Genomic DNA, 25,726 nt, shown 5'->3' with positions numbered 1-25,726 from the left:
GTGGTACGTCGGCGTGCTGGCCGAACTCCTCGCCGTGCCGGCCGCGGACCGGCCGGGCCTCCCCGAGCACTGCACCGCCCTCGGCAACGCGCTGGACGCCGAGGTGTGCCCGCAGCAGCTCGTCCCGACCCGCGCCCTGATCACCGCGTTGGATCGGCTGCGCGGCCAGTTCGCCGGACGCCCTGACGGGGGTCTGCTCGGCGAGGTGGCGGCGACCGGTGGCGACGGCGATGCTGCTGGCCGCCATCGGTGTCCAGACCACGTCGAGTCTGGTGTGCAACGAGGTGCTGGCGCTGCTGGCCGACCCCGCACGACGGGACGCGGTGCGCGCCGAACCCGGCCTGCTGCCCCGGGTGATCGACGAGACGCTGCGCAGCGATCCGCCGGTGCACCTGTGCGCCCTGGTTGCCCGCGAGGACGTCGAGATCGCCGGTCAACACCTCGCTGCGGGCAGCCAGTTGGTTGTTCTGCTGGCCGCTGCCAACCGGGACCCCGAGGTCTTCGCCGACCCCGAGCGCTTCGATCCGCGCCGCGCCGAAGCCGTGCCCCTGCAAGGGGGCGGGCATCACGAACTGGTCGCCCCACTTGCCACGTTGCAGGCACCCGCTGGTGAGCAAGATGACGCTGGACGAGAAACTGTCCTTCGTGCACTGGACGGTGACGTTCTCCGGCTCGTTCAGCAGGTCGCCGAGGACGGCGCGGTGCTGCTGCGCAACAGTGGGCAGCGCGCCGGCAAGGAGGTCGCGCAGGTGTACCTGGGGGCGAGCCCCGAGGTGAAGGCACCGCAGGCGGACAAGGCGCTCGCCGGATACGCCAAGGTCGAACTGGCGCCGGGCCAGAGCCGGCGGGTGACCGTCCACGTCGCCGGACAGCAGCTGAAGTACTGGAACAGCACCACCCACGGGTGGTCCACCGGCGCCGGCACCAGGTCGGTGTACGTCGGCTCCTCCTCGACGAGCCTTCCGCTGGAGACGAAGGTCGTGGTGCCCTCCTCCTGACCGACCGTCCCACCACCCGCCCCGGGGGAAGTGTCTTCGCACTTCCCCCGGGGCGCTCGGTCATCCGAGGGCGTCGAGCCGGGCCAACTGGTCGTCGGAGAACACGATGTCCGACGCCGCGAAGTTCTCCTTGAGATGCACCGGCGAGCTGGTGCCGGGAATGGGGATCACCGTAGGGGAGCGGTGCAGCAGCCAGGCCAGCGCCACCTGGCCCGTGGACACGCCCAGTTCGGTGGCGACGGCGGTCACCGGGCTGCCCTCTGCGGCCAGTTCACCGCGGGCGATCGGCAGCCACGCGACGAACGCGATCGCGTGCTTCTCGCAGTAGTCGACGACCTCGTCGTTGTGCCGGTCGGTCAGGTTGTACAGGTTCTGCACGCTGGCCACGGTGATCTGCTCACGGGCCTGCTCCAGCTCCTCGACGGTGACCTTGGACAGCCCGATGTGCCGGATCTTCCCCTCGTCCTGCAGCTCCTTGAGCGCGCCGAACTGCTCGGCCGCCGGCACCTTCGGATCGATCCGGTGCAGCTGGAAGAGGTCGATGCGGTCGAGCCCGAGCCGGCGCAGGCTCAACTCGGCCTGCTGACGCAGATACTCGGGCCGGCCCAGCGGTACCCACTGCTCGGGACGGGGGCGGCACTGGCCGGCCTTCGTCGCGATCACCAGGCCGTCGCGGTACGGGCGCAGCGCCTCGGCCAGCACTTCCTCGCTGGCTCCCAGCCCGTAGGAGTCGGCGGTGTCGATGAAGGACACGCCGAGGTCGACGGCCAGCCGAGCTATTTCGAGCGCCGCCGCACGGTCCTCCGGCGGGCCCCAGTAGCCCGGGCCGGTCAGCCGCAGGGCGCCGAATCCCATCCGGTGAACTGGAAGGTCTCCACCCAGCGCGAAGGTGGTCCGGTCACACTGCGCCATTCGGTTCCTCCTGATCCAGGTTTCCGCCTGGAGACTACCGACGGCCGGTGGGGAACGACCCCGCGGGAGGTGGGCTTCGCGCTGCCGTGCCAGGCACGTGGTGCCGAGGGGGCCGGTCCACGGTGGCCGCCGCGGGCGACCGTGAACCGGCGGTCCGGCGGTCCGACGACCGTCAGCGGGGGCCGATCAGCAGGGGCCGATCAGTACGGGCCGATGAAGCCGGCCATCACGTCCTCCACGTCCTCGATCTCCGGCACGGAGCCCTGCGCGGAGCGCAGCGTTTCCAGGCAGGCCCGGGTGATCGTCTCGGCGCCGGGGTTGAACGCGTTCTCCAGCGGCCAGGACACCGGCGCCGGGCAGTCCGGCGGGGTGACCCGGCGGACCGGCGCCCGCAGCGCCTGCGGCACGTTCTCCGCCACCACGGCGGCGACCTCCGCCGAGAATCCGTAGCGGGCCCAGCTGGTGTCCGCGACCACCAAGTGGCCGGTCTTCGCGACCGATTCGCAGATCATCGCGTCGTCGAGCGGCCGGATACTGCGCACATCGACCACCTCGGCGCTGACGCCGTGGCCGGCCAGCACCTCGGCGGCCTGCTCGGCCTCGTGGACCATCAGCGAGGCCGCCACGATGGTGATGTCGTCGCCGGCCCGGGCGATCCGCCCCTTGCCGAACGGGACCGCCACCGGCTCCTCGGGGACCTCGCCCTCTAGGCCGTACAGCCCGCGGTTCTCCAGCAGGATGACGGGGGTGTCCGCCCGCAGCGCGCTGATCAGCAGACCCTTGGCGTCGGCGGGCGAATCCGGGGTCGCCACGTACAGGCCGGGGAAGTGGCCGAACAGCGACTGGAGGCTCTGCGAGTGGGTGGCGCCCTGGCCCCAGCCGCGGCCGATGATCCCGCGCATCACGACCGGCGCGCTGCCCCGGTTCCCGTACATGTAGCGCCACTTCGCGGCGAGGTTGAAGATGCCGTCCATGGCCGGAACATGAAGTCGTCCCGGGTGTGCACCACCAGGGGCCGCAGTCCCATCGACGCGGCGCCGACGGCGATGCCCGCGAAGGTGTTCTCGCCGTTGGGGATGTCCATCACCCGCGCGGACCCGAAGCGCGCGAAGGCGTCGCCCGTGGTGCCGTAGACGCCCTTGTGGTCGTCGACGCTCTGGCCGGCCAGCACGATGGACGGGTCGGCCTCACTGGGCCGTCGCCTCGCTGATCGCCTGGCAGTAGGTGAGTTTCCGCATTGTCCGCTACCCCTTCGGTTCTCGTACGTCCCGCAGAGCAGGTCCTCGACACGGGGGAACGGGCTCGCCTTCGCCAGCGCGATCGCCTCGCGCACCTCGGCGCGGAACTCCCGGTCCCAGGCGGCCACCGCGTCCTCGATACCGGGGTCGGTGGCGCGCAGTGCCTGAGTGGTCCGGCGGATGGGGCAGCGCTCGATCCAGGACTCCACCTCGTCCTGGGGGCGGACGCCGAGCTCGTGGTCCCAGTGCGGGCCGACGTGCTCGCGCCAGCGGTAGGTGTCCAGCTCCAGGAAGTACGGGCCGTTGCCCTCACGGCAGTGCAGCGCCGCCTTGTGCGCGGCCTCGTACACGGCCTGGACGTCGTTGCCGTCGACCTGCTCGGCGCGGATGCCGTAGCCGCGGGCCCGGCCGGTGATGCTGGTGCCCGACGGCTGGCGGGCGGTGACCGGCGAACCCAGCGCGTACTGGTTGTTCTCACAGACGAAGATCACAGGCAACCGGTGCAGGGCGGCGAAGTTCAACGACTCGTGGAAGACGCCCTCTTCGGAGGCGCCGTCGCCGAAGAAGGTGGCCGCCACACGGGGCGCCCCTTCGCGGGCGAAGGCCCAGGCGGCACCGGTGGCCACCGAGATCATCTCGCCGAGGATCGCCGACGAGGCCGCGAAGCCCGCCTCCTGGTCGGTCAGGTGCACCGAGCCGCCGCGGCCCGACGCGCAGCCGGACTCCTTGCCGTAGAACTCGGCGACCATGGCGCGCAGATCGCCGCCCTTGGCCAGGTAGTGGGCGTGACAGCGGTGACCGCTGTAGGCGACGTCCTCGCGGCGCAGCGCGGTACACACGCCGACGGCGGTGGCCTCCTGACCGATGGAGAAGTGCACGGGCGTGCGCATCTCCTGCTCATCGCGGTAGACGTCGGCTATGACTTCCTCGGCGCACCGGATGCGCACCATGTTGCGCAGCAACTGCCGTGGTTCCACGAATAGTTCCTCGCTCTCAGAAAGTTCCAAGGGGGGACAGGGGCCCGATACTGGGGTCGGTCGGGGTCGCGGCCGTGGGCACGGCACGGTGACGCTCCGGGATGCCGTGAGGGCGGTCGCCGATGCGCCGACCCGGACGGTGCGCTTCGCGCAGGGCCCGCCGCCAGTCGTGCACCCGGGCGTTCCGGTGCCGCTGCTGTTGTTCGTCGATCGTGACCGCGACCGGCTTGCTCTCACCGGACTGGAAGGCCGACTTCGCGCAGCCGGCGAGCTACTTCTTCACCTGCGGCATGGTGGCGTCGGTGCTGACGCCGAGATATGCGTGCACGGTCCCCTCGCCCGCGCGGTCGCCGGTGTTGCGTACGGTCACCACGGCCGTCGGACCGTTGTCGGCGCGCTGTACAGCAAGATCACTGTGGACGGATGCGGTGTACAACGGGCCGTATCCGAAAGGGAAGATCGACTCGATGTCCGTCCGACCCGAGGATCGCCAGACACCGGGGGCCGCCAACCCTACGGAGGCTTCGCCAGTCATCGGGGATCGCCGGACACCGGTGACTGGCAGTCCCTGGTGTCTGTGGACCGCCGTCGGCCTCGTCGTTGGTGTCGCGGTCGCGGACGCCACGCGGCTCGACCGGGCCTCATGGACGGGGGTGGGCATTGTGAGAGGCTGGGCCGTATGAACCGGTTGGCTGGTGTGACCTCGCCTTATCTGCTTCAGCATGCCGACAATCCCGTCGACTGGTGGCCGTGGACGCCGGAGGCTTTCGAGGAAGCGCGGCGGCGCGATGTGCCCGTTCTGCTGTCGGTCGGCTACTCCGCGTGCCACTGGTGCCATGTCATGGCCCGGGAGAGTTTCGCGGACCCGGCGCTCGCCGCGCTGCTCAATGAGCACTTCGTGGCGGTCAAGGTCGATCGCGAGGAGCGCCCGGACGTCGACGCCGTCTACATGGAGGCCGTGCAGGCCGCCACTGGTCAGGGCGGCTGGCCGATGACCGTCTTCCTCACCCCCGACGCCGAGCCCTTCTACTTCGGCACGTACTTCCCGCCCGAGCCGCGCCACGGCATGCCGTCCTTCCGGCAGGTCCTCGAAGGGGTCCGCAGTGCCTGGGCCGACCGGCGCGACGAGGTCGGCGAGGTCGCCGGCCGGATCGTGGCCGACCTCGCGGGCCGCTCGCTGGCCGAGTCGCTGGACAAGGGCGAGCAGCGCCCCCCGCGCCCCGAGGAGCTGGCCGCCGCCCTGTTGGGCCTGACCCGTGAATTCGACGCGGTGCACGGCGGGTTCGGCGGCGCACCCAAGTTCCCGCCGTCCATGGCCCTGGAGTTCCTGCTCCGTCACCACGCCCGGACCGGCTCCGCGGGCGCCCTGGAGATGGTCGAGGCGACCTGCGCGGCGATGGCCCGCGGCGGGCTCTACGACCAGCTCGGCGGAGGGTTCGCCCGCTACTCCGTCGATCGGGAATGGGTCGTTCCGCACTTCGAGAAGATGCTCTACGACAACGCCCTGCTGTGCCGCGTCTACGCCCACCTGTGGCGCGCCACCGCCCAGGACGGAGGCGCTGAGGGAATCAGCGACCTGGCCCGGCGGGTCGCCCTGGAGACCGCCGACTTCATGGTCCGCGAACTCCGCACCGACCAGGGCGGCTTCGCCTCCGCGCTGGACGCCGACAGCGACGACGGGACCGGCCGGCACGCCGAGGGCGCCTACTACGTCTGGACGCCGGAGCAGCTGCGCACCGTACTGGGGGAGCAGGACGCCGAGTTCGCCGCCACGTATTTCGGCGTCACCGAGGAGGGCACCTTCGAGGAGGGCGCCTCCGTGCTGCAACTCCCCGACACCGGCGGCCTGGTCGAGGTGGCGCGGGTGGCGTCGGTGAAGCAGCGGCTGCTCGCGGCGCGTGCGGAGCGACCCCGCCCGGAGCGCGACGACAAGGTCGTCGCCTCCTGGAACGGCCTGGCCATCGCCGCGCTCGCCGAGACCGGCGCCTACTTCGACCGGCCCGATCTGATCCAGGCCGCCACCGACGCCGCCGACCTGCTCGTCCGCGTCCACATGGACTGGCAGGCCCGGCTGCACCGCACCTCCCGGGACGGCGCGGTCGGCCCCAACGCCGGTGTCCTGGAGGACTACGCGAACGTCGCCGAGGGCCTGCTCACGCTGGCCTCGGTCACCGGGGAGGGCGTCTGGGTGGAGTTCGCGGGTTTCTTCCTGGACACCGTCCTGGTGCAGTTCACCGCCCCGGACGGCACGCTCTACGACACCGCCGCCGACGCCGAGCGGCTCATCCGGCGTCCCCAGGACCCGACCGACAACGCCACGCCCTCCGGGTGGACCGCCGCGGCCGGCGCGCTGCTCTCGTACGCGGCGCTGACCGGCAGTGCACTGCACCGGGACGCCGCGGAGCGCGCCCTGGGCGTGGTGACCGCCCTGGGCGGCCGGGCGCCGCGCTTCATCGGCTGGGGGCTGGCCGTCGCCGAGGCCGCGCTGGACGGGCCGCGCGAGGTCGCGGTGGTCGGCCCGGCGGACGATCCGGCCACCCGCGCACTGCACCGGGCCGCGCTGCTGGGCACCGCCCCCGGGGCGGTGGTGGCCCTGGGCGCCCCGGGGGAGGACGCCGCAGCGGAGGTGCCGCTGCTCATGGCGCGCCCCCTGGTCGACGACCGGCCGGCCGCCTACGTGTGCCGCCACTTCACCTGCGAGCGGCCCACGACGGACCCGGAGGAGCTGGCGGAGCGACTGCGCTCCTGAGGGCGTGCGGAGGGGCCGTGGCCCGTAGGCCGGCCCCTCCCGCCCGGTTCCGGTCGGCTGCCCCGGATCCGGGCGACTGTCCCGTCTCAGGACAACCTCCCCGGACAGAACACCTAGGGCCAGCGACCGGCTTGAACTTGACGTGGGCGTCAGGTTCTAGCCTCGGGGCATGACGAACCGCACGCACCGCGAAGTCCGCCTGACCGCCCGCCCGACGGGACCGGTCACCGACGACCTCTTCGAGATCGTGGAGGTCCCCGTTCCGGAACCGGCGGACGGCCAGGTACTCGTACGCAACTCCCTGATGTCCGTCACCGCCGTGATGCGCACCCTGATGAACGAGGTCACCGACGTCCCCATGCCGTCCTTCGTGGTCGGCGAGCCGCTCCACGGGGCCGCCGTCGGCGAGGTGGTCGCTGCCCCGGGGACCGACCTCCGGCCCGGCGACCTGGTCCAGCACCGCCTCGGCTGGCGCGAGTACGCCCTCGTGGACGCCGCGCAGGCGCAGCGCCTCGACCCCGGTCTGCTGCCCGACCCGGCCGGCTACCTCTCGCAGGGGCCCACCGCCCTGATGGGCATCGACCGCGGCGCCGGAGTGCGCCCCGGGGACACCGTGTTCGTCACCGGGGCGGCCGGCGGCGTGGGCTCCCTGGCCGGCCAGATCGCCAAGCTCCGCGGCGCCTCCCGGGTCATCGGCAGTACGGGCTCGCGGGAGAAGGCCGACCGGCTCGTCAAGGAATTCGGCTTCGACGCGGTGGTCATTCGCGGCGCCGGGCCCATCGAGGAGCAGCTGCGCGCGGCCGCCCCCGAGGGCATCGACGTCCTCTTCGACAACGTGGGCGGCGAACAGCTCCAGGCCGCGATCGCCGTCGCCCGGCGCGGCGCCCGACTCGCCCTCGTGGGCGCGCTCGCCACCCAGCTCTCCGACGGGGCCGCGACCACCACGCCGATCGACACCCTGTCGCTGCTCTCCCGGGGCATCACGATGCGCGGCGTGGCCCTCTACGACCACCTGGACATCGTCCCGCAGTGGCACGAACTGTTCGCCCAGGGGCTGCGCGAGGGCACCCTCGCCTTCCCGCACGCCCGGCTCCAGGGCATCGAGCAGGCCCCGCGGGCCCTGCAGGAACTTCTTGCCGGGAAGCATCTGGGCTCGGTACTCGTGGAGTTGTGAGGCCGGCATGCGGCACGGCGGTCCGCGCGGAGCGGCGGACGCGGCGGCATCCGGCAATGTCGTTCCCCGTCGTTCCCCGTCGTTCCCCGGAAAGGAGCCGGAAAGGTCTCCGCCCCGGAGGTAGCCTGCACGGGTGACGACCTTGCTCGGGTGCCGTTCTCTCGTCCAGGAGGCCGCGGCGCTGCGGTCCGGCGCGGACGATCCCGCCGACGCGGTGCGCCGCACCTGTGACCGCATCGACGCCGTGGATCCCCGCCTCCAGGCTTTCGTGCCGGAGCCGGGGCGCCGCGCCCGGCTGCTGGCGGCGGCCCGGGAGTTGGCCGCGGCCGGCCCGCCGGGATCCGCCGGACGCCCCGCCCTGTACGGCGTGCCGGTCGGGATCAAGGACATCGTGCACGTCGACGGGCTGCCCACGCGGGCCGGTTCGGCGCTGCCGCCCGAGGAGCTCACCGGCCCGCAGGCGGCCGTCGTGGACCGGCTGCGGGCCGCGGGGGCGCTGATCGCGGGCAAGACCGTGACCGCGGAGTTCGCGGTGACCGCCCCCGGGCCGACCCGCAACCCGCACAACCCGGCGCACACGCCCGGGGGGTCGAGCAGCGGCTCGGCGGCCGCGGTGGCCGCCGGGATGGTCCCGCTGGCCATCGGGACGCAGACCGTCGGCTCGGTGATCCGGCCCGCCGCCTACTGCGGAGTGGTCGGTTTCAAGCCGACCTACGGGCGCATTCCGCTCGACGGGGTCATCCCGAACGCGCTCAGTTTCGACACCCTCGGGTGCTATGCGACGGATGTGGCGGGGATCGCGCTGGCCGCGCCGGTGCTCTGCGACGGGTGGCGGCCGGCGGACGGCGACGGGGCCGCGGATGCGGACCGCCCGGACCGTCCGCCGGTGCTGGGCGTACCGTCCGGCCCCTATCTGGAGCGCGCCGACGACGAGGCACGCAGGGCCTTCGAGGCCCAGCGCACGGCGCTGGCGGCGGCCGGCTACGAGGTGCGCGAGGTGCCCGTGATGGCCGACTTCGCGGCGATCGTCGAGCAGCTCTTCACCATGAACCGCTACGAGGTCGCCCGTGCCCACGCCCAGTGGTTCGCGCGCCACGCCGACCTCTACCGGGAGCAGACCACGGCCGCCATCCGCGAGGGCCGGACGATCGGGGACGCCGCCTACGAGGCCGCCCGGGAGCGTCGTGCCGCCTTCCGCGAACGGCTCGCGGCCGACGGCGCGGACGCCGGCATCGACGTGTGGATCACCCCCGCGGCCACCGGCCCCGCGCCGGCCGACCTGACCACCACCGGTACCTCGATCATGTGCCTGCCGTGGAGCAACGCCGGGCTGCCGTCGCTGAGCCTGCCCGCCGGCCGGGCCGCCAACGGGCTTCCGTTGGGGCTCCAGTTGGTGGGCCGGTCCGGCGCGGACGAGTCGCTGCTGTCCTGGGCGAGGGGCGTCGAGCGCGTACTGAACGGAGCGGCCGGGGCCACCGGCGCATCGACGGGCGCACGCTGACGCCGCGGGCGCCACGGGGGACGAAGGGCGGGGGCGGATGCGTATCGGGGACGCGGCGGTGGCGGCCGGACTGACGCCGCGGGCGTTGCGCTACTACGAGCAGCAGGGGCTGGTGACGGCCCGGAGGACGCCGTCGGGCCATCGGGCCGCCGAGGTGGTGGCCCGGCGCCGGCTGGCCGAACTGGACGGGCATATCGGGCGGTTGTCCCGGTTGCGGGAGCGCTTGGCGGCGCGCCTGGGGGAGTCCGGCGGGCGGCCCGGCTCCGGGGCGGGGGACCGTTCGCTCAGAGGGTGAGCCCGCGGGCCAGGACGTCCATCGAGCGGTGGATCAGCTCCTCCGGGCTCGCCGCCCGACAGTCCTCGGCCCAGCGCAGCAGTGCCTCCTGGAGGGCGGCCAGGGCCGCCGCGCTGATGACGCGGATCCCCAGGTCGTCCGCCGGGCGACCGGTGCGCTCGGCCAGCGCGGCGCTGATGACGTCGATGTGGCGGGCGGTGAGTTCGGCGGTGCGGCCCCGGACCGCGGGCACGTCCCGGATCAGCCGGATCCGCTGGAGGAGTTCGTCGCGGTCGGCCGCGCTGATGTCGTGCATGATCCCGACGGTGACGTGCCGCAGCGTCTCGGCTATCGGTTCGCCGGGCGGGCGGGCCCGGATTCCGCACTCCAGCAGGGCGTCGTACTCACCGGTGAGCACGATGTCCTCCTTGGCCGGGAAGTAGCGGAAGACCGTGCTGGGGGAGACCTCCGCCGCCTGGGCGATCCGGTCGACCGGGGTCGCGTCGTAGCCCCGCTCCGCGAAGAGCCGGAAGGCGGCGCGGCGGATCGCCTGCCGGGTCTGGAGCTTCTTCCGCTCGCGCAGCCCGGGTTTCGGTGTGCCGGGCCGCGCTGCGGCGGGGGTGTGTGCGGGGACCATGCGGCCCATTGTCCCCATCCACCCTGTGGTGGATGGGCGGTGCATTGACAGGGCTCTGACTGTCAGTGGGGTGTGTCACGCTGCGACAGGGGAATGATTACCGACGGTGACATTCGAAAGGAGGTTCGTGGTGCGACCCGTGATGCATGTGTACACCGCGTTCGCCGCCGCGCTGTGCGTCGGTGGCTTCCTGCTGGGTGGCGGCCTGCTGGTGACGGCCCTGGTGCTGGCCGGACTGACGGCCCTGACGTGGCACGTGGCCGCGGCCTCTCGGCCGCGACCGAGAGGCCGCCGGGTGGCGGTCGGGAGGGCGGAGCGGAGACCCGTGGGGCGGGTCGCGCGGCTCCGGCCCGCCTCAGGAATGCGTATACGCGACGAGCGAGATGCCGACGTAGTGCACGACGAAGGCCGCAAGGGTGAAGGAGTGGAAGACCTCATGGAAGCCGAACCACCGCGGTGAGGGGTTGGGGCGCTTGATGCCGTAGATCACGCCGCCCGCGCTGTAGAGCAGCCCGCCGACGATGACGAGGACGAGGACGGCGATGCCGCCGGTGCGCAGGAAGTCGGGCAGGAAGAAGACGGCGGCCCAGCCCATCGCGATGTAGCAGGGGGTGTACAGCCAGCGCGGGGCGCCGACCCAGAAGACCCGGAAGGCGATGCCGGCCAGTGCGGCGGCCCAGACCGCCCAGAGCAGCACCTGCCCGCGGGTGCCCGTCACCAGGAGCAGCGTCAGCGGCGTATAGGTGCCGGCGATGATCAGGAAGATGTTGGCGTGGTCGAGCCGGCGCAGCACTCCGTCGATCCGCGGGCTCCAATTGCCGCGGTGGTACAGGGCGCTGACGCCGAACAGCAGGCAGGCGGTGATGGTGTAGATCGCGCAGGCCAGTCGGCCGCGGGGGCTGTCGGCGAGCGCCGTCAGCACGATGCCGGAGAGCAGGACGGCCGGGAACATCCCGGCATGCAGCCAGCCGCGCAGCTTCGGCTTGAGCGGCGCCGTCGCGGCGGCGACCGCCGTGGCGACGGGGGACCCGGTATCGGTCCCGGACGGCGCGACAGGGGGGCGGCTTTCAGCGGCGTCGGGCGCGGAAGTCATGGCGCAATGCTACCTACGCAACCGTAAGTTACGGATTCGTCCGGAAGTGGTGACGGTCACCACGGTGCCCCCTGGACAGATCCGAATCAGGGTCGGATGATCAAATGAGTGCGGTCGGCACCGGATGAGCGGTCACGAAGCATCCGGGTCGCAGCCCCCAAGGGGCAGATAAGTAAAAGAAGCGGTCTTCTTGCCTTGTGTGCAGGAAGTCGACCAAACCCCTCATCTAGGAGCGATCGTGGCGCGCGACAACGCGGCTCCCACCCCGACCCGGCACCAGGCCCTGCGCGACTGGGTCGGCGAGATAGCGGCGATCACCCAGCCCGACCGGGTCGTCTGGTGCGACGGCTCGGAGGCGGAGTACGAGCGGCTGTGCGAAGAGCTCGTCGAGAAGGGCACCTTCAAGAAGCTCGACCCGATCAAGCGCCCCAACTCGTACTACGCCGCGTCCGACCCGACGGACGTGGCGCGTGTCGAGGACCGCACCTTCATCTGCTCGGAGAAGGAAGAGGACGCCGGCCCCACCAACCACTGGAAGGCGCCCGCCGAGATGCGGGAGATCTTCGTGGGGGAGCAGGGCGTCTTCCGCGGCGCGATGAAGGGCCGGACGATGTACGTCGTCCCGTTCTGCATGGGGCCGGTCGGCTCCCCGCTCTCCGCCATCGGAGTGGAGATCACCGACTCCGCGTACGTCGCCGTGTCGATGCGCACCATGACGCGGATGGGCCAGGCGGTCCTCGACGAGCTCGGTGAGGACGGCTTCTTCGTCAAGGCCGTGCACACCCTCGGCGCCCCGCTCGCCGAGGGCGAGCAGGACGTGCCGTGGCCGTGCAACTCCACCAAGTACATCTCGCACTTCCCCGAGTCCCGCGAGATCTGGTCCTACGGCTCCGGCTACGGCGGCAACGCCCTGCTCGGCAAGAAGTGCTACGCGCTGCGGATCGCCTCCGTCATGGCCCGTGACGAGGGCTGGCTGGCCGAGCACATGCTCGTGCTCAAGCTGACCCCGCCGCAGGGTGAGGCCAAGTACGTCGCCGCGGCGTTCCCGAGCGCCTGCGGTAAGACCAACCTCGCCATGCTGGAGCCGACGATCCCGGGCTGGACGGTCGAGACCATCGGCGACGACATCGCCTGGATGCGGTTCGGCCAGGACGGCCGGCTCTACGCGATCAACCCCGAGGCCGGTTTCTTCGGCGTCGCGCCCGGCACCGGCGAGCACACCAACGCCAACGCCATGAAGACCCTCTGGGGCAACTCGGTCTTCACCAACGTCGCCCTGACCGACGACGGCGACGTGTGGTGGGAGGGCATGACGGAGGAGACCCCGAAGCACCTCACGGACTGGAAGGGCAACGACTGGACGCCCGAGTCGGGTGTCCCGGCCGCGCACCCCAACGCCCGCTTCACCGTGCCCGCCGCCCAGTGCCCGACCATCGCGCCCGAGTGGGAGGACCCCAAGGGCGTGCCGATCTCGGCCATCCTCTTCGGCGGTCGCCGGGCCAGCGCGGTGCCGCTGGTGACCGAGTCGCTGAGCTGGCAGCACGGTGTCTTCCTCGGCGCCAACGTGGCCTCGGAGAAGACCGCCGCGGCCGAGGGCAAGGTCGGCGAGCTGCGCCGCGACCCGTTCGCCATGCTGCCGTTCTGCGGCTACAACATGGGCGACTACATGGCGCACTGGATCAAGGTCGGGGCCGACAAGGACCAGGCCAAGCTGCCGAAGATCTACTACGTCAACTGGTTCCGCAAGGACGACGAGGGCCGCTTCGTGTGGCCGGGCTTCGGCGAGAACAGCCGGGTGCTCAAGTGGATCGTCGAGCGGCTGGCGGGCACGGCCGAGGGCGTCGAGACCCCGATCGGCGTGCTGCCCACCAAGGACGCGCTGGACACCGAGGGCCTCGAACTCTCCGACAAGGACCTGGACTTCCTGCTCACCGTCGACAAGGAGGTCTGGCGCGAGGAGGCGGCGCTGGTCCCCGAGCACCTGAACACCTTCGGCGACCACACGCCGAAGGAGCTGTGGGACGAGTACCGCGCGCTGGTGCAGCGGCTCGGCTAGTGCCTGTCCGCCGGGCGGCGCGATGCGTACCGCCCGGCGCGTACCTCACCCGTCCGGGGTCCCGTGCGCGATGCGCGGGGCCCCGACGCGTGCGCGGACGGTCAGGCGGTGGCGAGGTCCGGGCTGCTCGCGTCGTGGGCGGCCAGCCGCTCCTCGGCCAGGGCGACGGCGCCGGCGTCGTTCCGGGACGTGGCGACGGCCAGGGCGTTCCCGGCGAGGGTGTGGGCGCGCTGTCGGAGGGCCGGTACCCGGCTCCGGTCGCCGCCGTCGGTGGGCTCGGCGCGCAGCGGATAGTGGCCGCTCAGCCGGGCGACCTCGACGGCGATGCGGTCGGCCGCCGAGGCCAGGGCGGCCCGCTCGGCGCCGCACTCGGTCAGGGCGTGCAGCTCGTCGGTGACGGTGAGCAGGGCGGTCAGCTGCCCGGCGAGCCGGATGTCCAGCTCCTCCTCACGGGAGCGGTGCGGGATCCCCGGGGCGACGGCCATGGTGTGGACCGACTTGGTGCGGATCGGTTCGTACATGGGACGGCCTCCTGAAAACGTCTAGGAGGCCATCCTAGCTTAGACGCTGTCTAAAGTTATGGCCTGTACAGAACTTACTGCGCCTCAGTACTGTCCGTAACCGTCGAGGAAGGCGCCAATTCGGGTGACGGCGTCCGCCAGATCGTCCTTGTTCGGCAGCGTCACCAGACGGAAGTGATCCGGCTCGGGCCAGTTGAAGCCGGTGCCGTGGACGATCATGATCTTCTCGGCGCGCAGCAGGTCCAGCACCATCCGCCGGTCGTCCTTGACCTTGTACACCGCGGGATCCAGCCGGGGGAAGGCGTAGAGCGCGCCCTTCGGCTTGACGCAGCTGACGCCCGGTATCTGTGTGAGCAGCTCGTAGGCGGTGTCCCGCTGCTCCAGGAGCCGGCCGCCGGGCAGCACCAGGTCGTTGATCGACTGCCGGCCGCCGAGGGCGGTGGCCACCGCGTGCTGCACCGGCATGTTGGCGCACAGCCGCATGTTCGCCAGGATCGTCAGCCCCTCGATGTAGGAGGAGGCGTGCGCCTTCGGACCGCAGACCGCCAGCCAGCCGCTGCGGTAGCCCGCGACCCGGTACGCCTTGGACAGCCCGTTGAAGGTCAGTGTCAGCAGGTCCGGGGCGAGCGAGGCGAACGGGGTGTGGGTGACGCCGTCGTAGAGGATCTTGTCGTAGATCTCGTCGGCGCAGACGATCAGGTTGTGCCGGCGGGCTATCTCGGCGATCCCGCGCAGCAGTTCGTCGTCGTAGACCGCGCCGGTGGGGTTGTTGGGGTTGATGACGACGATGGCCTTGGTGCGGTCGGTGACCTTGCGCTCGATGTCGGCCAGGTCCGGCATCCAGTCGGCCTGCTCGTCGCAGCGGTAGTGGACGGCGGTGCCGCCGGAGAGCGAGACCGAGGCCGTCCACAGCGGGTAGTCCGGCGCCGGGACCAGTACCTCGTCGCCGTCGTCCAGCAGCGCCTGCATGGACATCTGGATCAGCTCGGAGACGCCGTTGCCGAGGTAGACGTCGTCGACGGAGAGCTCGATGCCCTGGGTCTCGTAGTGCTGCACCACCGCGCGGCGGGCCGAGAGCAGGCCCTTGGCGTCGCCGTAGCCGTGCGCGGTGCCGACCGAGCGGACGATGTCCTCCAGGATCTCCGGCGGGCACTCGAATCCGAAGGCCGCCGGGTTCCCGGTGTTCAGCTTGAGGATGCGGTGACCCGCCGCCTCCAGCCGCATGGCCTCTTCGAGGACCGGGCCGCGGATTTCGTAGCAGACGTTGGCGAGCTTCGTTGACTGGATCACCTGCATGACGGCCACTCTACGGGCGCGTAGCGGTGCGCGCCGGGTGGTTTTCGCCACGATGTGGCGGAGCGTGTGGCATCCGTTACATGGCGTGACGGGTGGGGTGGGTGCTGATTTCGTGGCGGGGTCGGCCGGCGGCCCGCGCCGGCGCGGTCAGCGGCGCCGGCCCGGCATGCGCCGGATCGCGCGGCCCGCCAGGACATCGGTGCGGCGGCCGTCCTCGACGACGAAGCGGCCGTCGATCAGGACGTGCGGGATGCCGACCGGCAGGGCCCGCGGGGCGTCGAAGGTGGAGCCCGCGGCGACCGTCTCCGGATCGAAGAGGACCAGGTCGGCGCGGTACCCCTCGCGGACCAGGCCGCGGTCGGGCAGCCGCAGCCGGGCGGCGGGGCGGGAGGTCAGGTGGGCGACGGTCTCCTCCAGGGAGAGGACGCCGAGGTCGCGGGCGTAGTGGCCGAGGTAGTGCGGAAACGTCCCGTACGCCCGCGGGTGCGGCTTGGTGCCCTGGAGGATGCCGTCGCTGCCGCCCGTGTGGATGGGGTGCCGCATGATGGCGCGGACGTTCTCCTCGTGGCCGACGTGCTGGAGGATCGTCGAGCCGAGGCGGTCGTCGATCAGCAGGCGACGGGCGGTGACCCAGGGGGCCTCGCCGCGCAGCGCCGCGGACCGGGCGACGGTCCGCCCGACGTACGAGCCGAGCCCGGGGTCGCTCACCCCGGAGATCTCGATGGTGTCCCACTCGATCGGTACCCCGTGGCAGCCGTCCGAGCCGACCTCCTCGACGTGGTGGCGGATCCGCTCGGCGGTCCCCGCGTCCCGCAGGCGGGCCAGGGTCGCCTCCGGACCGCCCTCGTTGGCCCAGCTCGGCAGCATCGCGACGAGGGTGGTGGAGCCCGGGGTGTAGGGGTAGGTGTCGAGACTGATGTCGGCGCCGCCGGCGAGCGCCGCGTCGAGCAGGGCGAGCAGCTCGGCGGCCCTTCCCTTGTTCACCCCGAAGTTCATCGTGGCGTGCGCGAGGTGCAGGGCGCAGCCCGCGTCCCGGGTGAGCTCGACCATCTCCTCGTAGGCGGCCAGCGCCCCGGCTCCGTAGCTGCGGTGGTGCGGACAGTAGTAGCCGTCGTACGCGGCCACCACCCGGCACAGTGCGGTGAGTTCGGCGTTCTCGGCGTACATGCCGGGGGTGTAGGTCAGGCCGGAGGACATGCCGACGGCGCCCTGCGCCAGGCCCTCGGCGACGAGCTGCCGCATCGCGTCGAGTTCGGCGGGGGAGGGGGCGCGGTCGTCCCAGCCGACGGCGTACATCCGGACCGTGCCCTGCGGGACGAGGTAGGCGGCGTTGACCGCGATGCCCCGGCCGCCGTGGGCGGTGTCGAGGGCGTCGAGATAGCCGCCGACCGTGCGCCAGGAGAAGTCGATGTCCGCGCCGTCGCCGTTCCAGCCGGTGATGGCCCGGCGGACCTCGGCGAGCGTGCGGTCGTCGACCGGGGCGTAGGACAGGCCGTCCTGGCCGAGGACTTCGAGGGTGACGCCCTGGGCGGCCTTGGCGGTGTGCTCCGGGTCGCGCAGCAGCGCCAGGTCGCTGTGCGCGTGCATGTCGATGAAGCCGGGGGCGAGGGCGAGGCCGGCGGCGTCGACGGTGCGGGCGGCGGACGGGCGGGGGCCGGCGTCCGACGCGCGGTGGAGCGCGGCTATCCGGCCGTCGGCCAGGGCGACGTCGGCACGGTAGGAGGGCCCGCCGGACCCGTCGATGACGCGTACGTCGCGGAACACGGTGTCCATGGGCGGGCTGCCTTTCTCGCTGCCGTTCTCGGGCCTGCTCGGGAGGCGGGCGGGGGCGGCCGGACCGCCCCCGCGGGTATCAGAAGAACGTGCGGATGAAGTCGACGACCGTTCCGTCCTCCTCGACCAGCGGGATCAACTGCCACTTGTCGAAGGAGGTGCACGGGTGCGACAGGCCCAGGGCGACCCAGTCGCCGACCTCCAGGTCCCCGGCGTGCTCGGTGCGTAGCCAGGCGTGCTGGTCGGACAGGCCGGTGACGGTGATGCCGGCCGCCGGACGCAGGGTGCCGTCCCGGCCGGAGCGCACGGTCTGGGCCTGCGGCAGATCGAGGTCGTACGCCGCGTCCCGCTTGCCCGCGTTGAGGAACGCCTGCTCGGGGGTGGGCCGGGAGACGACCTGCGCCCAGAGCCGGAAGGCGGGCTGCAGCGCCCCCTCGTCCGGCACCCGGTTGAAGGGGGTGAGGTGGCGGTAGTGCCCGTCGTCGTGCGAGACGTACGCGCCCGAGCGCAGCAGTTTGAGGATAGGCGCGGAGAGCTCGGGGAGGTCGGCGAAGACCTCGGCGACGGTGTCGAACCACGCGCTGCCGCCGGCGCTGACCACGATCTCGTCGAGGTCGGTGAAGCGGCCGCAGGCGTCGAGGTCGGCGGCGAGCGCGACCAGCCGGCGCAGCCAGGCGGTGACCCGCTCCTGGTCCGCGCCCGGCACCTCGCCCTCGTAGCCGGCGACGCCGACCAGACGGAGGGTGTCCACGCCCGCGATGGCGTCGGCCAGTTCGCGGCACTCGGCCTCGGTGCGGGCCCCCGTGCGGGCCCCCTCGCCGGCGCCCAGTTCGATGACGACGTCCACCGGGCGGGTGGCCTCGGCGGCGCGCAGCGCGGCGTCCATCAGCTCGATGCCGCGCACCGAGTCGACGTAGCAGATGAAGCGGAAGTCCGGGTCGGCGGCCAGCTCGCCGGCGAGCCAGTGCAGCGCGGCGGCGTCGACGACCTCGTTGGCCAGGAAGATCCGCTGGATGCCGAAGTCGCGGTAGACGCGGGCCTGGTGGGGGACGGCGGCGGTGATCCCCCAGGCGCCGTGCGCCAGCTGGCGGGCGAAGAGCTGCGGGGCCATGGAGGTCTTGCCGTGCGGGGCGAAGGCCAGGCCGTGCCGGGCGGTGTAGGTCTCCAGGAGGGCGAGGTTGTGCTCGACCGATGCGGCGGAGAGGGCCAGCACGGGCGTGGTGAAGCCGTCGGTGAAGAGGTTGCGGCGCTCGGCCGCCAGCTCCCCGACGGTGCGTCCGGCGGCATCCGGGGGGAGTGCCTTGAAGCGGTGGTCGACCTTCTCGTCCGCGAGGTCGGTGAGTTCCTGCGCGAGCCGCTCGCCGGCCATGGAGCCTCCTCAAAGACCGTGTTGCACCCTCTGCAACAACCGTTGCGCATAACGCTTACAGCTGTCTAACATCCGAGCCATCGCCCGGTCAATGGTGGGAAAACACGGGGCGAGGCAGGGCGAAACGCGCCGCGGGCGGACGGAAAACCGCACGGAAATCCGGCCGACGGAGGCCGGCCCCCCGGCACCGGAGCCGGTACGGGAGCCGGGCCGAGGACCGGAGGGACATCCGGGCCGGGAGCCGGCCCGCCCCGCCCCGCGGTACGGCGAACCCTCCCCGAGCGCGTCGAGCGGGGAGATCCCGCAGCGTCGGCGGCACAGCGAAGGAGCGCAACCGATCGTGACCAGGTCCTCGAACGTCAACGACACCCCCGTCCCGGCGGCCGGCGCCGCCCCGGACGTCGATGTCGTCTGCCTCGGCGAGTCCATGGTCACCTTCCTGCCCACCGTCCCCGGGCCGCTCGCCGACGTCCCCGCCTTCGAGCGCGCCATCGGCGGCGCGGAGTCCAACGTCGCCTGCGCCCTCGCCCGGGCCGGCCACCCCACCCGCTGGATCTCCCGGGTCGGCGCGGACGGCTTCGGCGACCACCTCGTCCGCGAGATCGCCGGGTACGGCGTGGACACCCGCGCGGTCCGGCGCGACCCGCTCCGTCCCACCGGCATCTACTTCCGCACCGCCGGCGACCGCGCCACCGCCGCCCACGAGGTCGCCTACTACCGCGCCGGCTCGGCCGCCTCCGCGATGGCCCCCGCCACCATGGACCTTGCCGCCATCCGCTCCGGCCGGGTGCTCCACCTCTCCGGGATCACCGCCGCGCTCTCCGCGGACTGCCTCGGCCTGCTGCGCGCCCTGATGGCCCCGGCGCCGCACGCCCACGGCGACCCGCCGGCCGGCGCCACCCGCCCGCTGCTCTCCTTCGACGTCAACTACCGGCCGCACCTGTGGTCCGGCACGCAGGGCCCGCGGGTCCTCCTCGACCTGGCCCGCACCGCCGACGTGGTGTTCGTCGGCGCCGACGAGGCCCAGGCCGCCTGGGGCCTGCCCGACCCCAGGGCGGTCCGCGCGGCACTGCCCGAGCCGGAGACCCTGGTCGTCAAGCTCGGCGCGGCCGGGGCGCTGGTCTTCCGCCGCGCCCCCGGCGCCGCCGACCGCGACGAGGCCCCCGCCGGCACCCTCGTCCCCGCCCCCACCGTCGACGTGGTCGCCGCGGTCGGCGCCGGCGACGCCTTCGCCGCCGGCTTCCTCTCCGCCGCCCTGCGCGGACTGCCGCTGCCCACCCGGGTCCGGCACGGCCACCTGTGGGCCGCCGCCGCCCTCACCGTCCCGGGCGACCTCGCCGCGCCCCCCGTCCGGGCCCTGGCCGACCGATTGGCCGCGCTCGACGACGGTGCCTGGGGGACACTGCACCTCGGCCCCGGCTGGACGGACGCCATGGTGGCCGCGGACCAGGAGGGACACGCAGTGGACGAGCGCAGCGGGACGACCGACGAGAGGCACGCCCCCGGCGCCGGCGGGGTCGAGCGAAGCGAGGCACGGGCATGAGCCAGACCGTCGACCGTGCGCTGAGCATCCTGCCGCTGCTCGCCGAGGGCCCCGCCGACCTGGGGCAGGTCGCCGACCGGCTCGGCGTCCACAAGTCCACCGCGCTGCGCCTGCTGCGCACCCTGCACGAGCACGGCCTCGTCTACCGCCAGCCCGACCAGCGCTACCGCCTCGGCGCGCGGCTCATCGCCCTGGCCCAGGAGGCCGTGGAGAACCTCGACGTCCGCGAGATCGCCCACCCCCACCTCGTCGAACTCAACGAGACGTGCGGCCACACCGTCCACCTCGCGGTCTACGAGGAGAACGAGGTCCTCTACATCGACAAGGTCGACAGCCGCTACCCGGTCCGGATGTACTCCCGGATCGGCAAGCCGGTGGCGATCACCGTCGCCGCGGTCGCCAAGCTGCTCCTGGCCGACCTGCCCGAGCCCGAGCGCCGCGCCCTCGCCTCGAAGCTCGACTACCCCCGCTACACGTCCCGTTCGACGCCCGACGCCGCGGCCTTCCTGGCCGAACTGGCCACGGTGCGCGAACAGGGCTGGGCCACCGACCTCGGTGGCCACGAGGAGTCCATCAACTGCATCGGCGCCCCCATCCGGGGCGCGGACGGACGGGTCGCGGCCGCCATGTCGGTCTCCGCACCCAACGTCGTCGTCAGCGCGCAGGAACTCCTCGGCCTGCTCCCGCTGGTGCGCCGCACCGCCGACGCCATCAGCCGGGAGTACTCCGGCACCACAAGCCCCGGCCACGAGCCGGCCCCGTGAAGCACGTCTGAAGGACACATATGAGCGAGAAGATCGCCCTCACCCCGGCCACCCACACCACCCCGCCCGCGAAGTTCTCGCACGGCGTCAAGAAGGGCAACATCCTCCAGGTCGCCGGCCAGGTCGGCTTCCTGCCCGCCGTCGAGGGCCAGCCCCCGACGCCGGCCGGCCCGACGCTGCGCGAGCAGACCCTCCAGACCTTCGCCAACGTCCGGGCGATCCTCGAAGAGGGCGGCGCCACCTGGGACGACGTGATGATGATGCGCGTCTACCTCACCGACGTGGACCACTTCGCCGAGATGAACGAGATCTACAACGCCTACTTCGAGGAGCAGGGCCTCAAGGCGGCCCCGGCCGCCCGGACCACCGTCTACGTCGGCCTGCCCAGGGGCCTGCTCATCGAGATCGACGCGCTCGCCGTCCTGAGCTGAGGCATCAACACCCCTTGCACCGCCCGCCGTTAGCGCACCGCCCGCCGCACGGCACGGCGCCCCGTCCGACCGGGGCGCCGTGCCGCGGTCCCCCCTGCCTGGACACATCCCGCCTGACAACGGAGTCACCCATGGTCCTCGCCGCGCCCACCGCCCCACCGCCACCCCACACCGGCGGACTGCTCGCCCTGATACCGGGCACGCCCGGCCTGCTGACCGTCGCCGCCCTCGGCATCGCCCTGCTGCTCTTCCTGATCATGAAGGTCAGGCTGCAGCCCTTCGTCGCCCTGCTCGGCGTCTCCATCGCGGTCGGCCTGGCCGCCGGCCTCTCGGTCACCGAACTCTTCGGCACGGTCCAGCTGCATCCATCAGCGCATTCCGCGCGGGCCGACGCGGTCTCCATGATCGAGACCGGCATGGGCGGGATCCTCGGTCATGTCGCCGTCATCATCGGCCTGGGCACCATGCTCGGCGCGATCCTCGAAGTCTCCGGCGGGGCCGCGGTGTTGAGCGCCCGGCTGCTGGCCCTCTTCGGCGAGCGGCGGGCACCGCTGGCGATGGGCCTGACCGGCCTGATCTTCGGCATCCCGGTCTTCTTCGACGTCGGCATCTTCGTCTTGGCGCCGATCGTCTACGCCGCCGCCAAGAAGAGCGGCAAGTCGATCGTGCTCTACGCCATGCCGCTGCTGGCCGGACTGTCCATGACCCATGCCTTCCTGCCGCCGCACCCCGGACCGGTGGCCGCGGCCGGCCTGTTCAAGGTCGACCTGGGCTGGGTGATCCTCATGGGCGTGCTGTGCGGGGTGCCCGCGGTGCTCGCGGCCTGGGGGTACGCCGCGTGGATCGGCAAGCGGCTGTTCGTGCCCGTGCCGCAGGACATGGCCGAGGCCGCCGAGGAGGCCCGGGCCGCGGTCGCCGCCGAGCAGGCCACGGGTGGGGGTTCCCGCTGCTCGGAGCCTGCCGGAGAGCTTGGGGGAGGCACCTCGCCGGAGAAGCCGGTCGCGCTGGGCACCGTCCTCGCCATCATCGGCACCCCGCTGGTGCTGATCCTGCTGGCGACCTTCTCCTCCATCGTGCTGGCCCCGTCCGCCGGCCGCTCGGTCATCGAGTTCTTCGGCCACCCCTTCGTCGCCCTGACCCTCGCCCTGCTGCTGGCGTACTACCTGCTCGGCGTGCGCCGCGGCTGGTCCCGCACGTCCCTGGAGAAGGTCTCCACCTCCTCCCTCAAGCCGGTCGGCAACATCCTGCTGGTCGTCGGCGCGGGCGGGATCTTCGGCGCGGTCCTCAAGGGCAGCGGGGTGGCCACCGCGCTGTCGGACACCTTCCACCACGTCGGCCTGCCGGTGATCGTGCTGGCCTATCTGCTCTCGCTGGTCCTGCGGGTGGCCCAGGGCTCGGCGACGGTGGCGATCGTGACCACCGCCGGGATCGTGCTGCCGCTGGTCGAGGCGCAGGGCTTCTCCCAGGCCCGGTTGGCGCTGGTCATCATGGCGATCTCGGCGGGCTCGATCTTCGCCTCGCACGTCAACGACGGCGGGTTCTGGATGGTCAGCAAGTACTTCGGGATATCCGAACGCGACACCCTGAAGTCCTGGACGGTCCTGGAATCGGTGCTCTCGGTCGTCGGATTCGCGGCGGCGGCGGTGCTCAGCCTGGTCTTCTAGGGCCTGTCCGATGGGTCAGGGTCGGCAAGGCCGCGGACCCGGCCATGACCCATCGGACAGGCCCTAGCGAACCGCTCCACGGGTTCGGCCATCGGCGGACGGGTGAGCCGTCCCGCGGGACGGTGTCCCGGAACACGAGGAAGTGTTCCGGGACGCCGTCCCGCGGGAGGCGCGGGTGGTCGCCCGGTCCTTCGCCGCGCCGCGATTCACCTGGCCTTGCAGTACTGCCCTTCCTTGCCGATCGAGCGGTACATGCAGTCCGCGTTCTCCAGCAGTTGGAGCACCGCCTCGCGATTGCGCGCGGTCTCCCGCGGAATCACCGTGTCCTTGGGGTAGAAACCGCCCGCACCGGCCGACGGCGGATACATCTCGAAGGTGTAGGCGAAGATCTTCTGGTCGCCCCACAGCCAGTCGTCGATCGCCCCGTCGGTGATGTACAGCTCGCTGGACTGCTCGGGGGTGTAGCCGTTGCCGGCGGCCATCTTCCTGCCGACCGCGGCGAAGGCGTCGTGGTCGTCCTGGGTCATGCCGGGTCCGGTCGGGTCGTCGGTGAACCCGAAGGGCCACATCACCAGTTCGCTGTAGGTGTGGAAGTCGATGGCGGCGGTGATCTGTTGCCGGCCGCCGACCACCCGGCCGCGCACGAACCGGGCGACGACCTGCACCTCGGGCGAGGACGCCGCCGAGGGGCCGCGGTAGGTCTCGCTGGAGGGCGAACCGGACGAGCCGCCGCAGCAGCCCCAGTTGAATTCCCAGTTGCGGTTGAGGTCGGTGCCCACGCTGCCCGAACCGGAGTTGGGCTGCCGGTTCTTGCGCCAGCTGCGGAACTGCCCGGAGGCGATGTCGTAGGCGCCGCCGTCCGGATTCAGGTCCGGGATGATCCAGATCTCGCGGGAGTCCAGGAGTTTGGTGATGCGTGGGTCGGAGCCGTATTTCGAGGTGAGTTCCTTCAGGAGGTAAAGGGACATCTCCACCGTGAGGTGTTCCCGGGCGTGTTGGTGCGCGGTGAAGAGGACCTCGGGCTCCGCCTCGTCCTTGGCGGCGTTCTTGCTGAGTTTGAGGGCGACGATGTCCCGGCCCTCGTACGACTTCCCGATGACGGTCCTGGTGAGGATGCTCGGATACGCGGCGACCAGGGCGTTGATCTCTCTGGTCGCCTGTTCGTAGGTGTGGTACTTGGTGTATCCGGGCGGGAAGCCCTTGACGCCGGGGGCGGTGGTGGCCGCGTAGGCCGGCGGGTCGGGCAGTCGCCTGACCGGGTGGCCGAGCGCGCGGACGAGGGCGAGTTGGCCGCGGTCGGCGGTGATGACCGTGGCGCGGCCGTGCACCTCGTCGACGGAGACGCCGGTGGCGGCGAGGGCGGAGCGGTCCGAGGGGGTGGCGAGGCCGGTCACCTCGTACTGGTGCGGACGTCCGGTGCCGTCCGCGGGGCCGGCCGGCGGGGTGCCCTGTGCCTGCGCGGCGAGCGGGGCGGCGAGGGCGAGAGCGAAGGCCGCGGCGAGGACGGTGGTCCGGGCGCCGCGTGGACGTGGTCGCATGCGGTCCTCCTGTGGGGTGTGAGGCGAAGCGACACCCTCAGTTTTGGGGCTTGGCATGAGCTGGTCAAGATGTGGTCAAGTCAAGGTGGCCGAGGGGGTGGCGTGGGGTAGGGGGAAATCGGCGCGCGGCGTCGGCGAAGGGTCAACTTCCTCTCTCTTCCCGCAAATTCATTGCCGTGGAGCCGGGCTCGGCGAACAATGCGCGTGACAAATCCGGAGCGGCGGAGGGCGACCGACGCCGTGCGACTCCGGACACAGAACTGAGAGGACCCCCACATGTATCGACCTCTCGTCGGCACCCTGGCCACCGCGGTCCTGGGCGCGGCCGCCCTGGTGACCGCCGCCGCCCCGGCGGGCGCGGCCCCGGTCGGCGCCGCCGCGCACCACAAGCCCAAGCCGCCGCGGACCCAGGCCGTCGACTTCGCGGGCACGGTGGCGCTGGACGACTGTTCCGGATCGATCGTCAAGATGCCCACCTCGCAGCCGGACGACCCGGCGCTGGTGATGACCAACGGCCACTGCCTGGAGAGCGGGATGCCCTCACCGGGGCAGGTGATAGTCGACCAGCCCTCCAGTCGCGGCTTCACCGTCCTGGACAAGTCGGCCGGCGACCTGGGCTCGATCCAGGCCACCAAGGTCGTCTACGCGACCATGACCGACACCGATGTGACGCTCTACGAGACCGGCTCGACCTACGCGCAGATCGAGCAGAAGTACGGGATCAAGCCGCTGGAGCTGTCCACCGACCACCCCGCCAAGGGGGCCGGGATCACCGTCGTCTCCGGCTACTGGAAGAAGACCTACACCTGCAGCATCGACGGGTTCGTGCCCACCCTCAAGGAGGGCGGCTGGGCCTGGAAGGACTCCGTCCGCTACACCCCCGAGTGCAAGACGATCGGTGGCACCTCCGGGTCGCCGGTGATCGACAACTCCACCGGCAAGGTCACCGCCATCAACAACACGGGCAACGAGAACGGTGAGCGCTGCACCGAGAACAACCCGTGCGAGGTGGACGAGAACGGCAACGTCACCGTCCACAAGGGCATCAACTACGCCGAGGAGACCTACGGCATCCCCAAGTGCTTCGGCACCGGCAACAAGCTCGACCTGAACGCCGCGGGCTGCACCCTGCCCAAGCCGTCGGGCCTGCGCCGCTGACCGGGGGCCGCCGCAGCGGAAGGTGAGGAACCGGGTCCCGTGCACCACGTGCACGGGACC

The 25,726-nt window shown here is 72.1% G+C and carries 21 protein-coding genes; 11 read left to right on the top strand and 10 right to left on the bottom strand.

Annotation, left to right across the window (positions count from 1 at the left end; translation table 11 throughout):
- Positions 1-218: 218 nt before the first annotated feature.
- Positions 219-998 carry a cytochrome P450 gene (locus SNOUR_RS15690; protein ID WP_067347400.1) on the top strand — a complete coding sequence of 260 codons (780 nt, stop codon included), beginning with the start codon at positions 219-221 and terminating at the stop codon, positions 996-998.
- A 60-nt stretch (positions 999-1,058) separates the two neighbouring features.
- Here SNOUR_RS15690 and SNOUR_RS15685 read toward each other — a convergent pair whose 3' ends face one another.
- The 3 genes from SNOUR_RS15685 to SNOUR_RS42975 all read right to left on the bottom strand — a co-directional run bounded on the left by SNOUR_RS15685 (position 1,059) and on the right by SNOUR_RS42975 (position 4,125).
- The gene (locus SNOUR_RS15685) at positions 1,059-1,853 is read right to left on the bottom strand and encodes an aldo/keto reductase (protein ID WP_312632582.1); all 795 of its coding nucleotides are present in this window, start codon (positions 1,851-1,853) and stop codon (positions 1,059-1,061) included.
- Positions 1,854-2,110: 257 nt separating this feature from the next.
- On the bottom strand, positions 2,111-2,884 hold the full coding sequence (locus SNOUR_RS15680; RefSeq protein WP_312632581.1) for an alpha-ketoacid dehydrogenase subunit beta: 774 nt from the start codon (positions 2,882-2,884) through the stop codon (positions 2,111-2,113).
- Positions 2,812-4,125, bottom strand: coding sequence for a thiamine pyrophosphate-dependent enzyme (locus SNOUR_RS42975; RefSeq protein ID WP_312632580.1), 1,314 nt, complete (start codon positions 4,123-4,125; stop codon positions 2,812-2,814). Before SNOUR_RS42975 ends, SNOUR_RS15680 begins: the two co-directional genes overlap by 73 nt.
- A 679-nt stretch (positions 4,126-4,804) precedes the next feature.
- On the opposite strand from SNOUR_RS42975, the gene SNOUR_RS15660 reads away from it, so the two are divergent.
- The 4 genes from SNOUR_RS15660 (at position 4,805) to SNOUR_RS15645 (ending at position 9,844) form a co-directional block, all read left to right on the top strand.
- Positions 4,805-6,874 carry a thioredoxin domain-containing protein gene (locus SNOUR_RS15660; protein ID WP_067347390.1) on the top strand — a complete coding sequence of 690 codons (2,070 nt, stop codon included), beginning with the start codon at positions 4,805-4,807 and terminating at the stop codon, positions 6,872-6,874.
- A gap of 169 nt (positions 6,875-7,043) precedes the next feature.
- Complete coding sequence (locus SNOUR_RS15655) at positions 7,044-8,048, top strand: MDR family NADP-dependent oxidoreductase (protein WP_067347386.1); 1,005 nt, start codon at positions 7,044-7,046, stop codon at positions 8,046-8,048.
- A gap of 133 nt (positions 8,049-8,181) precedes the next feature.
- Positions 8,182-9,549, top strand: coding sequence for an amidase (locus SNOUR_RS15650; RefSeq protein WP_067347384.1), 1,368 nt, complete (start codon positions 8,182-8,184; stop codon positions 9,547-9,549).
- Between the two features lie 37 nt (positions 9,550-9,586).
- Positions 9,587-9,844, top strand: coding sequence for a MerR family DNA-binding transcriptional regulator (locus SNOUR_RS15645; protein ID WP_067347382.1), 258 nt, complete (start codon positions 9,587-9,589; stop codon positions 9,842-9,844).
- Here SNOUR_RS15645 and SNOUR_RS15640 read toward each other — a convergent pair.
- Positions 9,834-10,460: a TetR/AcrR family transcriptional regulator gene (locus tag SNOUR_RS15640; RefSeq protein WP_067358347.1), complete on the bottom strand. Its 627-nt coding sequence runs from the start codon at positions 10,458-10,460 to the stop codon at positions 9,834-9,836. The genes SNOUR_RS15645 and SNOUR_RS15640 overlap by 11 nt on opposite strands.
- 355 nt (positions 10,461-10,815) lie before the next feature.
- Positions 10,816-11,553, bottom strand: a complete 738-nt coding sequence (gene trhA / locus SNOUR_RS15635) for a PAQR family membrane homeostasis protein TrhA (RefSeq protein WP_067347380.1) — start codon at positions 11,551-11,553, stop codon at positions 10,816-10,818.
- A 238-nt stretch (positions 11,554-11,791) separates the two neighbouring features.
- On the opposite strand from trhA, the gene SNOUR_RS15630 reads away from it, so the two are divergent.
- Positions 11,792-13,609, top strand: coding sequence for a phosphoenolpyruvate carboxykinase (GTP) (locus SNOUR_RS15630; protein WP_067347379.1), 1,818 nt, complete (start codon positions 11,792-11,794; stop codon positions 13,607-13,609).
- A gap of 101 nt (positions 13,610-13,710) precedes the next feature.
- Here the strand turns inward: SNOUR_RS15630 and SNOUR_RS15625 are convergent, their stop codons facing one another.
- From SNOUR_RS15625 to SNOUR_RS15610, 4 genes are all read right to left on the bottom strand, one after another.
- On the bottom strand, positions 13,711-14,130 hold the full coding sequence (locus SNOUR_RS15625; RefSeq protein ID WP_039633259.1) for an SCO4983 family protein: 420 nt from the start codon (positions 14,128-14,130) through the stop codon (positions 13,711-13,713).
- A gap of 84 nt (positions 14,131-14,214) precedes the next feature.
- The gene (locus tag SNOUR_RS15620) at positions 14,215-15,426 is read right to left on the bottom strand and encodes a pyridoxal phosphate-dependent aminotransferase (protein ID WP_067347377.1); all 1,212 of its coding nucleotides are present in this window, start codon (positions 15,424-15,426) and stop codon (positions 14,215-14,217) included.
- A gap of 147 nt (positions 15,427-15,573) precedes the next feature.
- A complete protein-coding gene (locus SNOUR_RS15615; RefSeq protein ID WP_067347375.1) occupies positions 15,574-17,199 on the bottom strand; it encodes an N-acyl-D-amino-acid deacylase family protein in 1,626 nt (541 codons plus the stop codon).
- 79 nt (positions 17,200-17,278) lie between these two features.
- On the bottom strand, positions 17,279-18,568 hold the full coding sequence (locus tag SNOUR_RS15610; protein WP_067347373.1) for an amino acid deaminase: 1,290 nt from the start codon (positions 18,566-18,568) through the stop codon (positions 17,279-17,281).
- 340 nt (positions 18,569-18,908) lie between these two features.
- On the opposite strand from SNOUR_RS15610, the gene SNOUR_RS15605 reads away from it, so the two are divergent.
- From SNOUR_RS15605 to SNOUR_RS15590, 4 genes are all read left to right on the top strand, one after another.
- On the top strand, positions 18,909-20,111 hold the full coding sequence (locus SNOUR_RS15605; RefSeq protein WP_079142672.1) for a sugar kinase: 1,203 nt from the start codon (positions 18,909-18,911) through the stop codon (positions 20,109-20,111).
- Complete coding sequence (locus tag SNOUR_RS15600) at positions 20,108-20,875, top strand: IclR family transcriptional regulator (RefSeq protein ID WP_067347371.1); 768 nt, start codon at positions 20,108-20,110, stop codon at positions 20,873-20,875. Before SNOUR_RS15605 ends, SNOUR_RS15600 begins: the two co-directional genes overlap by 4 nt.
- A 20-nt stretch (positions 20,876-20,895) precedes the next feature.
- Positions 20,896-21,306: a RidA family protein gene (locus SNOUR_RS15595; RefSeq protein WP_067347369.1), complete on the top strand. Its 411-nt coding sequence runs from the start codon at positions 20,896-20,898 to the stop codon at positions 21,304-21,306.
- Between the two features lie 131 nt (positions 21,307-21,437).
- Positions 21,438-22,970: a GntP family permease gene (locus tag SNOUR_RS15590; protein WP_067347367.1), complete on the top strand. Its 1,533-nt coding sequence runs from the start codon at positions 21,438-21,440 to the stop codon at positions 22,968-22,970.
- Between the two features lie 206 nt (positions 22,971-23,176).
- On the opposite strand, the gene SNOUR_RS15585 is transcribed toward SNOUR_RS15590, so the two are convergent.
- Positions 23,177-24,508 carry a M14 family metallopeptidase gene (locus SNOUR_RS15585; protein ID WP_067347365.1) on the bottom strand — a complete coding sequence of 444 codons (1,332 nt, stop codon included), beginning with the start codon at positions 24,506-24,508 and terminating at the stop codon, positions 23,177-23,179.
- A 276-nt stretch (positions 24,509-24,784) separates the two neighbouring features.
- Between SNOUR_RS15585 and SNOUR_RS15580 the strand changes: the two genes are divergently transcribed.
- On the top strand, positions 24,785-25,666 hold the full coding sequence (locus SNOUR_RS15580; protein WP_067347363.1) for a S1 family peptidase: 882 nt from the start codon (positions 24,785-24,787) through the stop codon (positions 25,664-25,666).
- The last annotated feature ends 60 nt before the right edge of the window (positions 25,667-25,726 follow it).

Origin of the sequence: Streptomyces noursei ATCC 11455 (assembly GCF_001704275.1) — a bacterium.
In the GTDB taxonomy this organism is placed as follows: domain Bacteria; phylum Actinomycetota; class Actinomycetes; order Streptomycetales; family Streptomycetaceae; genus Streptomyces; species Streptomyces noursei.
The sequence above is the reverse complement of the archived record's forward strand: the minus strand, read 5'-3'. Positions and strand labels throughout refer to the sequence as shown.

Excerpts from the sequence above, each read along its gene's own strand:
- SNOUR_RS15685 (WP_312632582.1), bottom strand. The coding sequence starts at position 1,853 with ATGGGATTCGGCGCCCTGCGGCTGACCGGCCCGGGCTACTGGGGCCCG.
- SNOUR_RS15680 (WP_312632581.1), bottom strand. The coding sequence starts at position 2,884 with ATGGACGGCATCTTCAACCTCGCCGCGAAGTGGCGCTACATGTACGGG.
- SNOUR_RS15660 (WP_067347390.1), top strand. The coding sequence starts at position 4,805 with ATGAACCGGTTGGCTGGTGTGACCTCGCCTTATCTGCTTCAGCATGCC.
- SNOUR_RS15655 (WP_067347386.1), top strand. The coding sequence starts at position 7,044 with ATGACGAACCGCACGCACCGCGAAGTCCGCCTGACCGCCCGCCCGACG.
- SNOUR_RS15645 (WP_067347382.1), top strand. The coding sequence starts at position 9,587 with ATGCGTATCGGGGACGCGGCGGTGGCGGCCGGACTGACGCCGCGGGCG.
- SNOUR_RS15640 (WP_067358347.1), bottom strand. The coding sequence starts at position 10,460 with ATGGTCCCCGCACACACCCCCGCCGCAGCGCGGCCCGGCACACCGAAA.
- trhA (WP_067347380.1), bottom strand. The coding sequence starts at position 11,553 with ATGACTTCCGCGCCCGACGCCGCTGAAAGCCGCCCCCCTGTCGCGCCG.
- SNOUR_RS15625 (WP_039633259.1), bottom strand. The coding sequence starts at position 14,130 with ATGTACGAACCGATCCGCACCAAGTCGGTCCACACCATGGCCGTCGCC.
- SNOUR_RS15620 (WP_067347377.1), bottom strand. The coding sequence starts at position 15,426 with ATGCAGGTGATCCAGTCAACGAAGCTCGCCAACGTCTGCTACGAAATC.
- SNOUR_RS15615 (WP_067347375.1), bottom strand. The coding sequence starts at position 17,199 with ATGGACACCGTGTTCCGCGACGTACGCGTCATCGACGGGTCCGGCGGG.
- SNOUR_RS15610 (WP_067347373.1), bottom strand. The coding sequence starts at position 18,568 with ATGGCCGGCGAGCGGCTCGCGCAGGAACTCACCGACCTCGCGGACGAG.
- SNOUR_RS15600 (WP_067347371.1), top strand. The coding sequence starts at position 20,108 with ATGAGCCAGACCGTCGACCGTGCGCTGAGCATCCTGCCGCTGCTCGCC.
- SNOUR_RS15595 (WP_067347369.1), top strand. The coding sequence starts at position 20,896 with ATGAGCGAGAAGATCGCCCTCACCCCGGCCACCCACACCACCCCGCCC.
- SNOUR_RS15590 (WP_067347367.1), top strand. The coding sequence starts at position 21,438 with ATGGTCCTCGCCGCGCCCACCGCCCCACCGCCACCCCACACCGGCGGA.
- SNOUR_RS15585 (WP_067347365.1), bottom strand. The coding sequence starts at position 24,508 with ATGCGACCACGTCCACGCGGCGCCCGGACCACCGTCCTCGCCGCGGCC.
- SNOUR_RS15580 (WP_067347363.1), top strand. The coding sequence starts at position 24,785 with ATGTATCGACCTCTCGTCGGCACCCTGGCCACCGCGGTCCTGGGCGCG.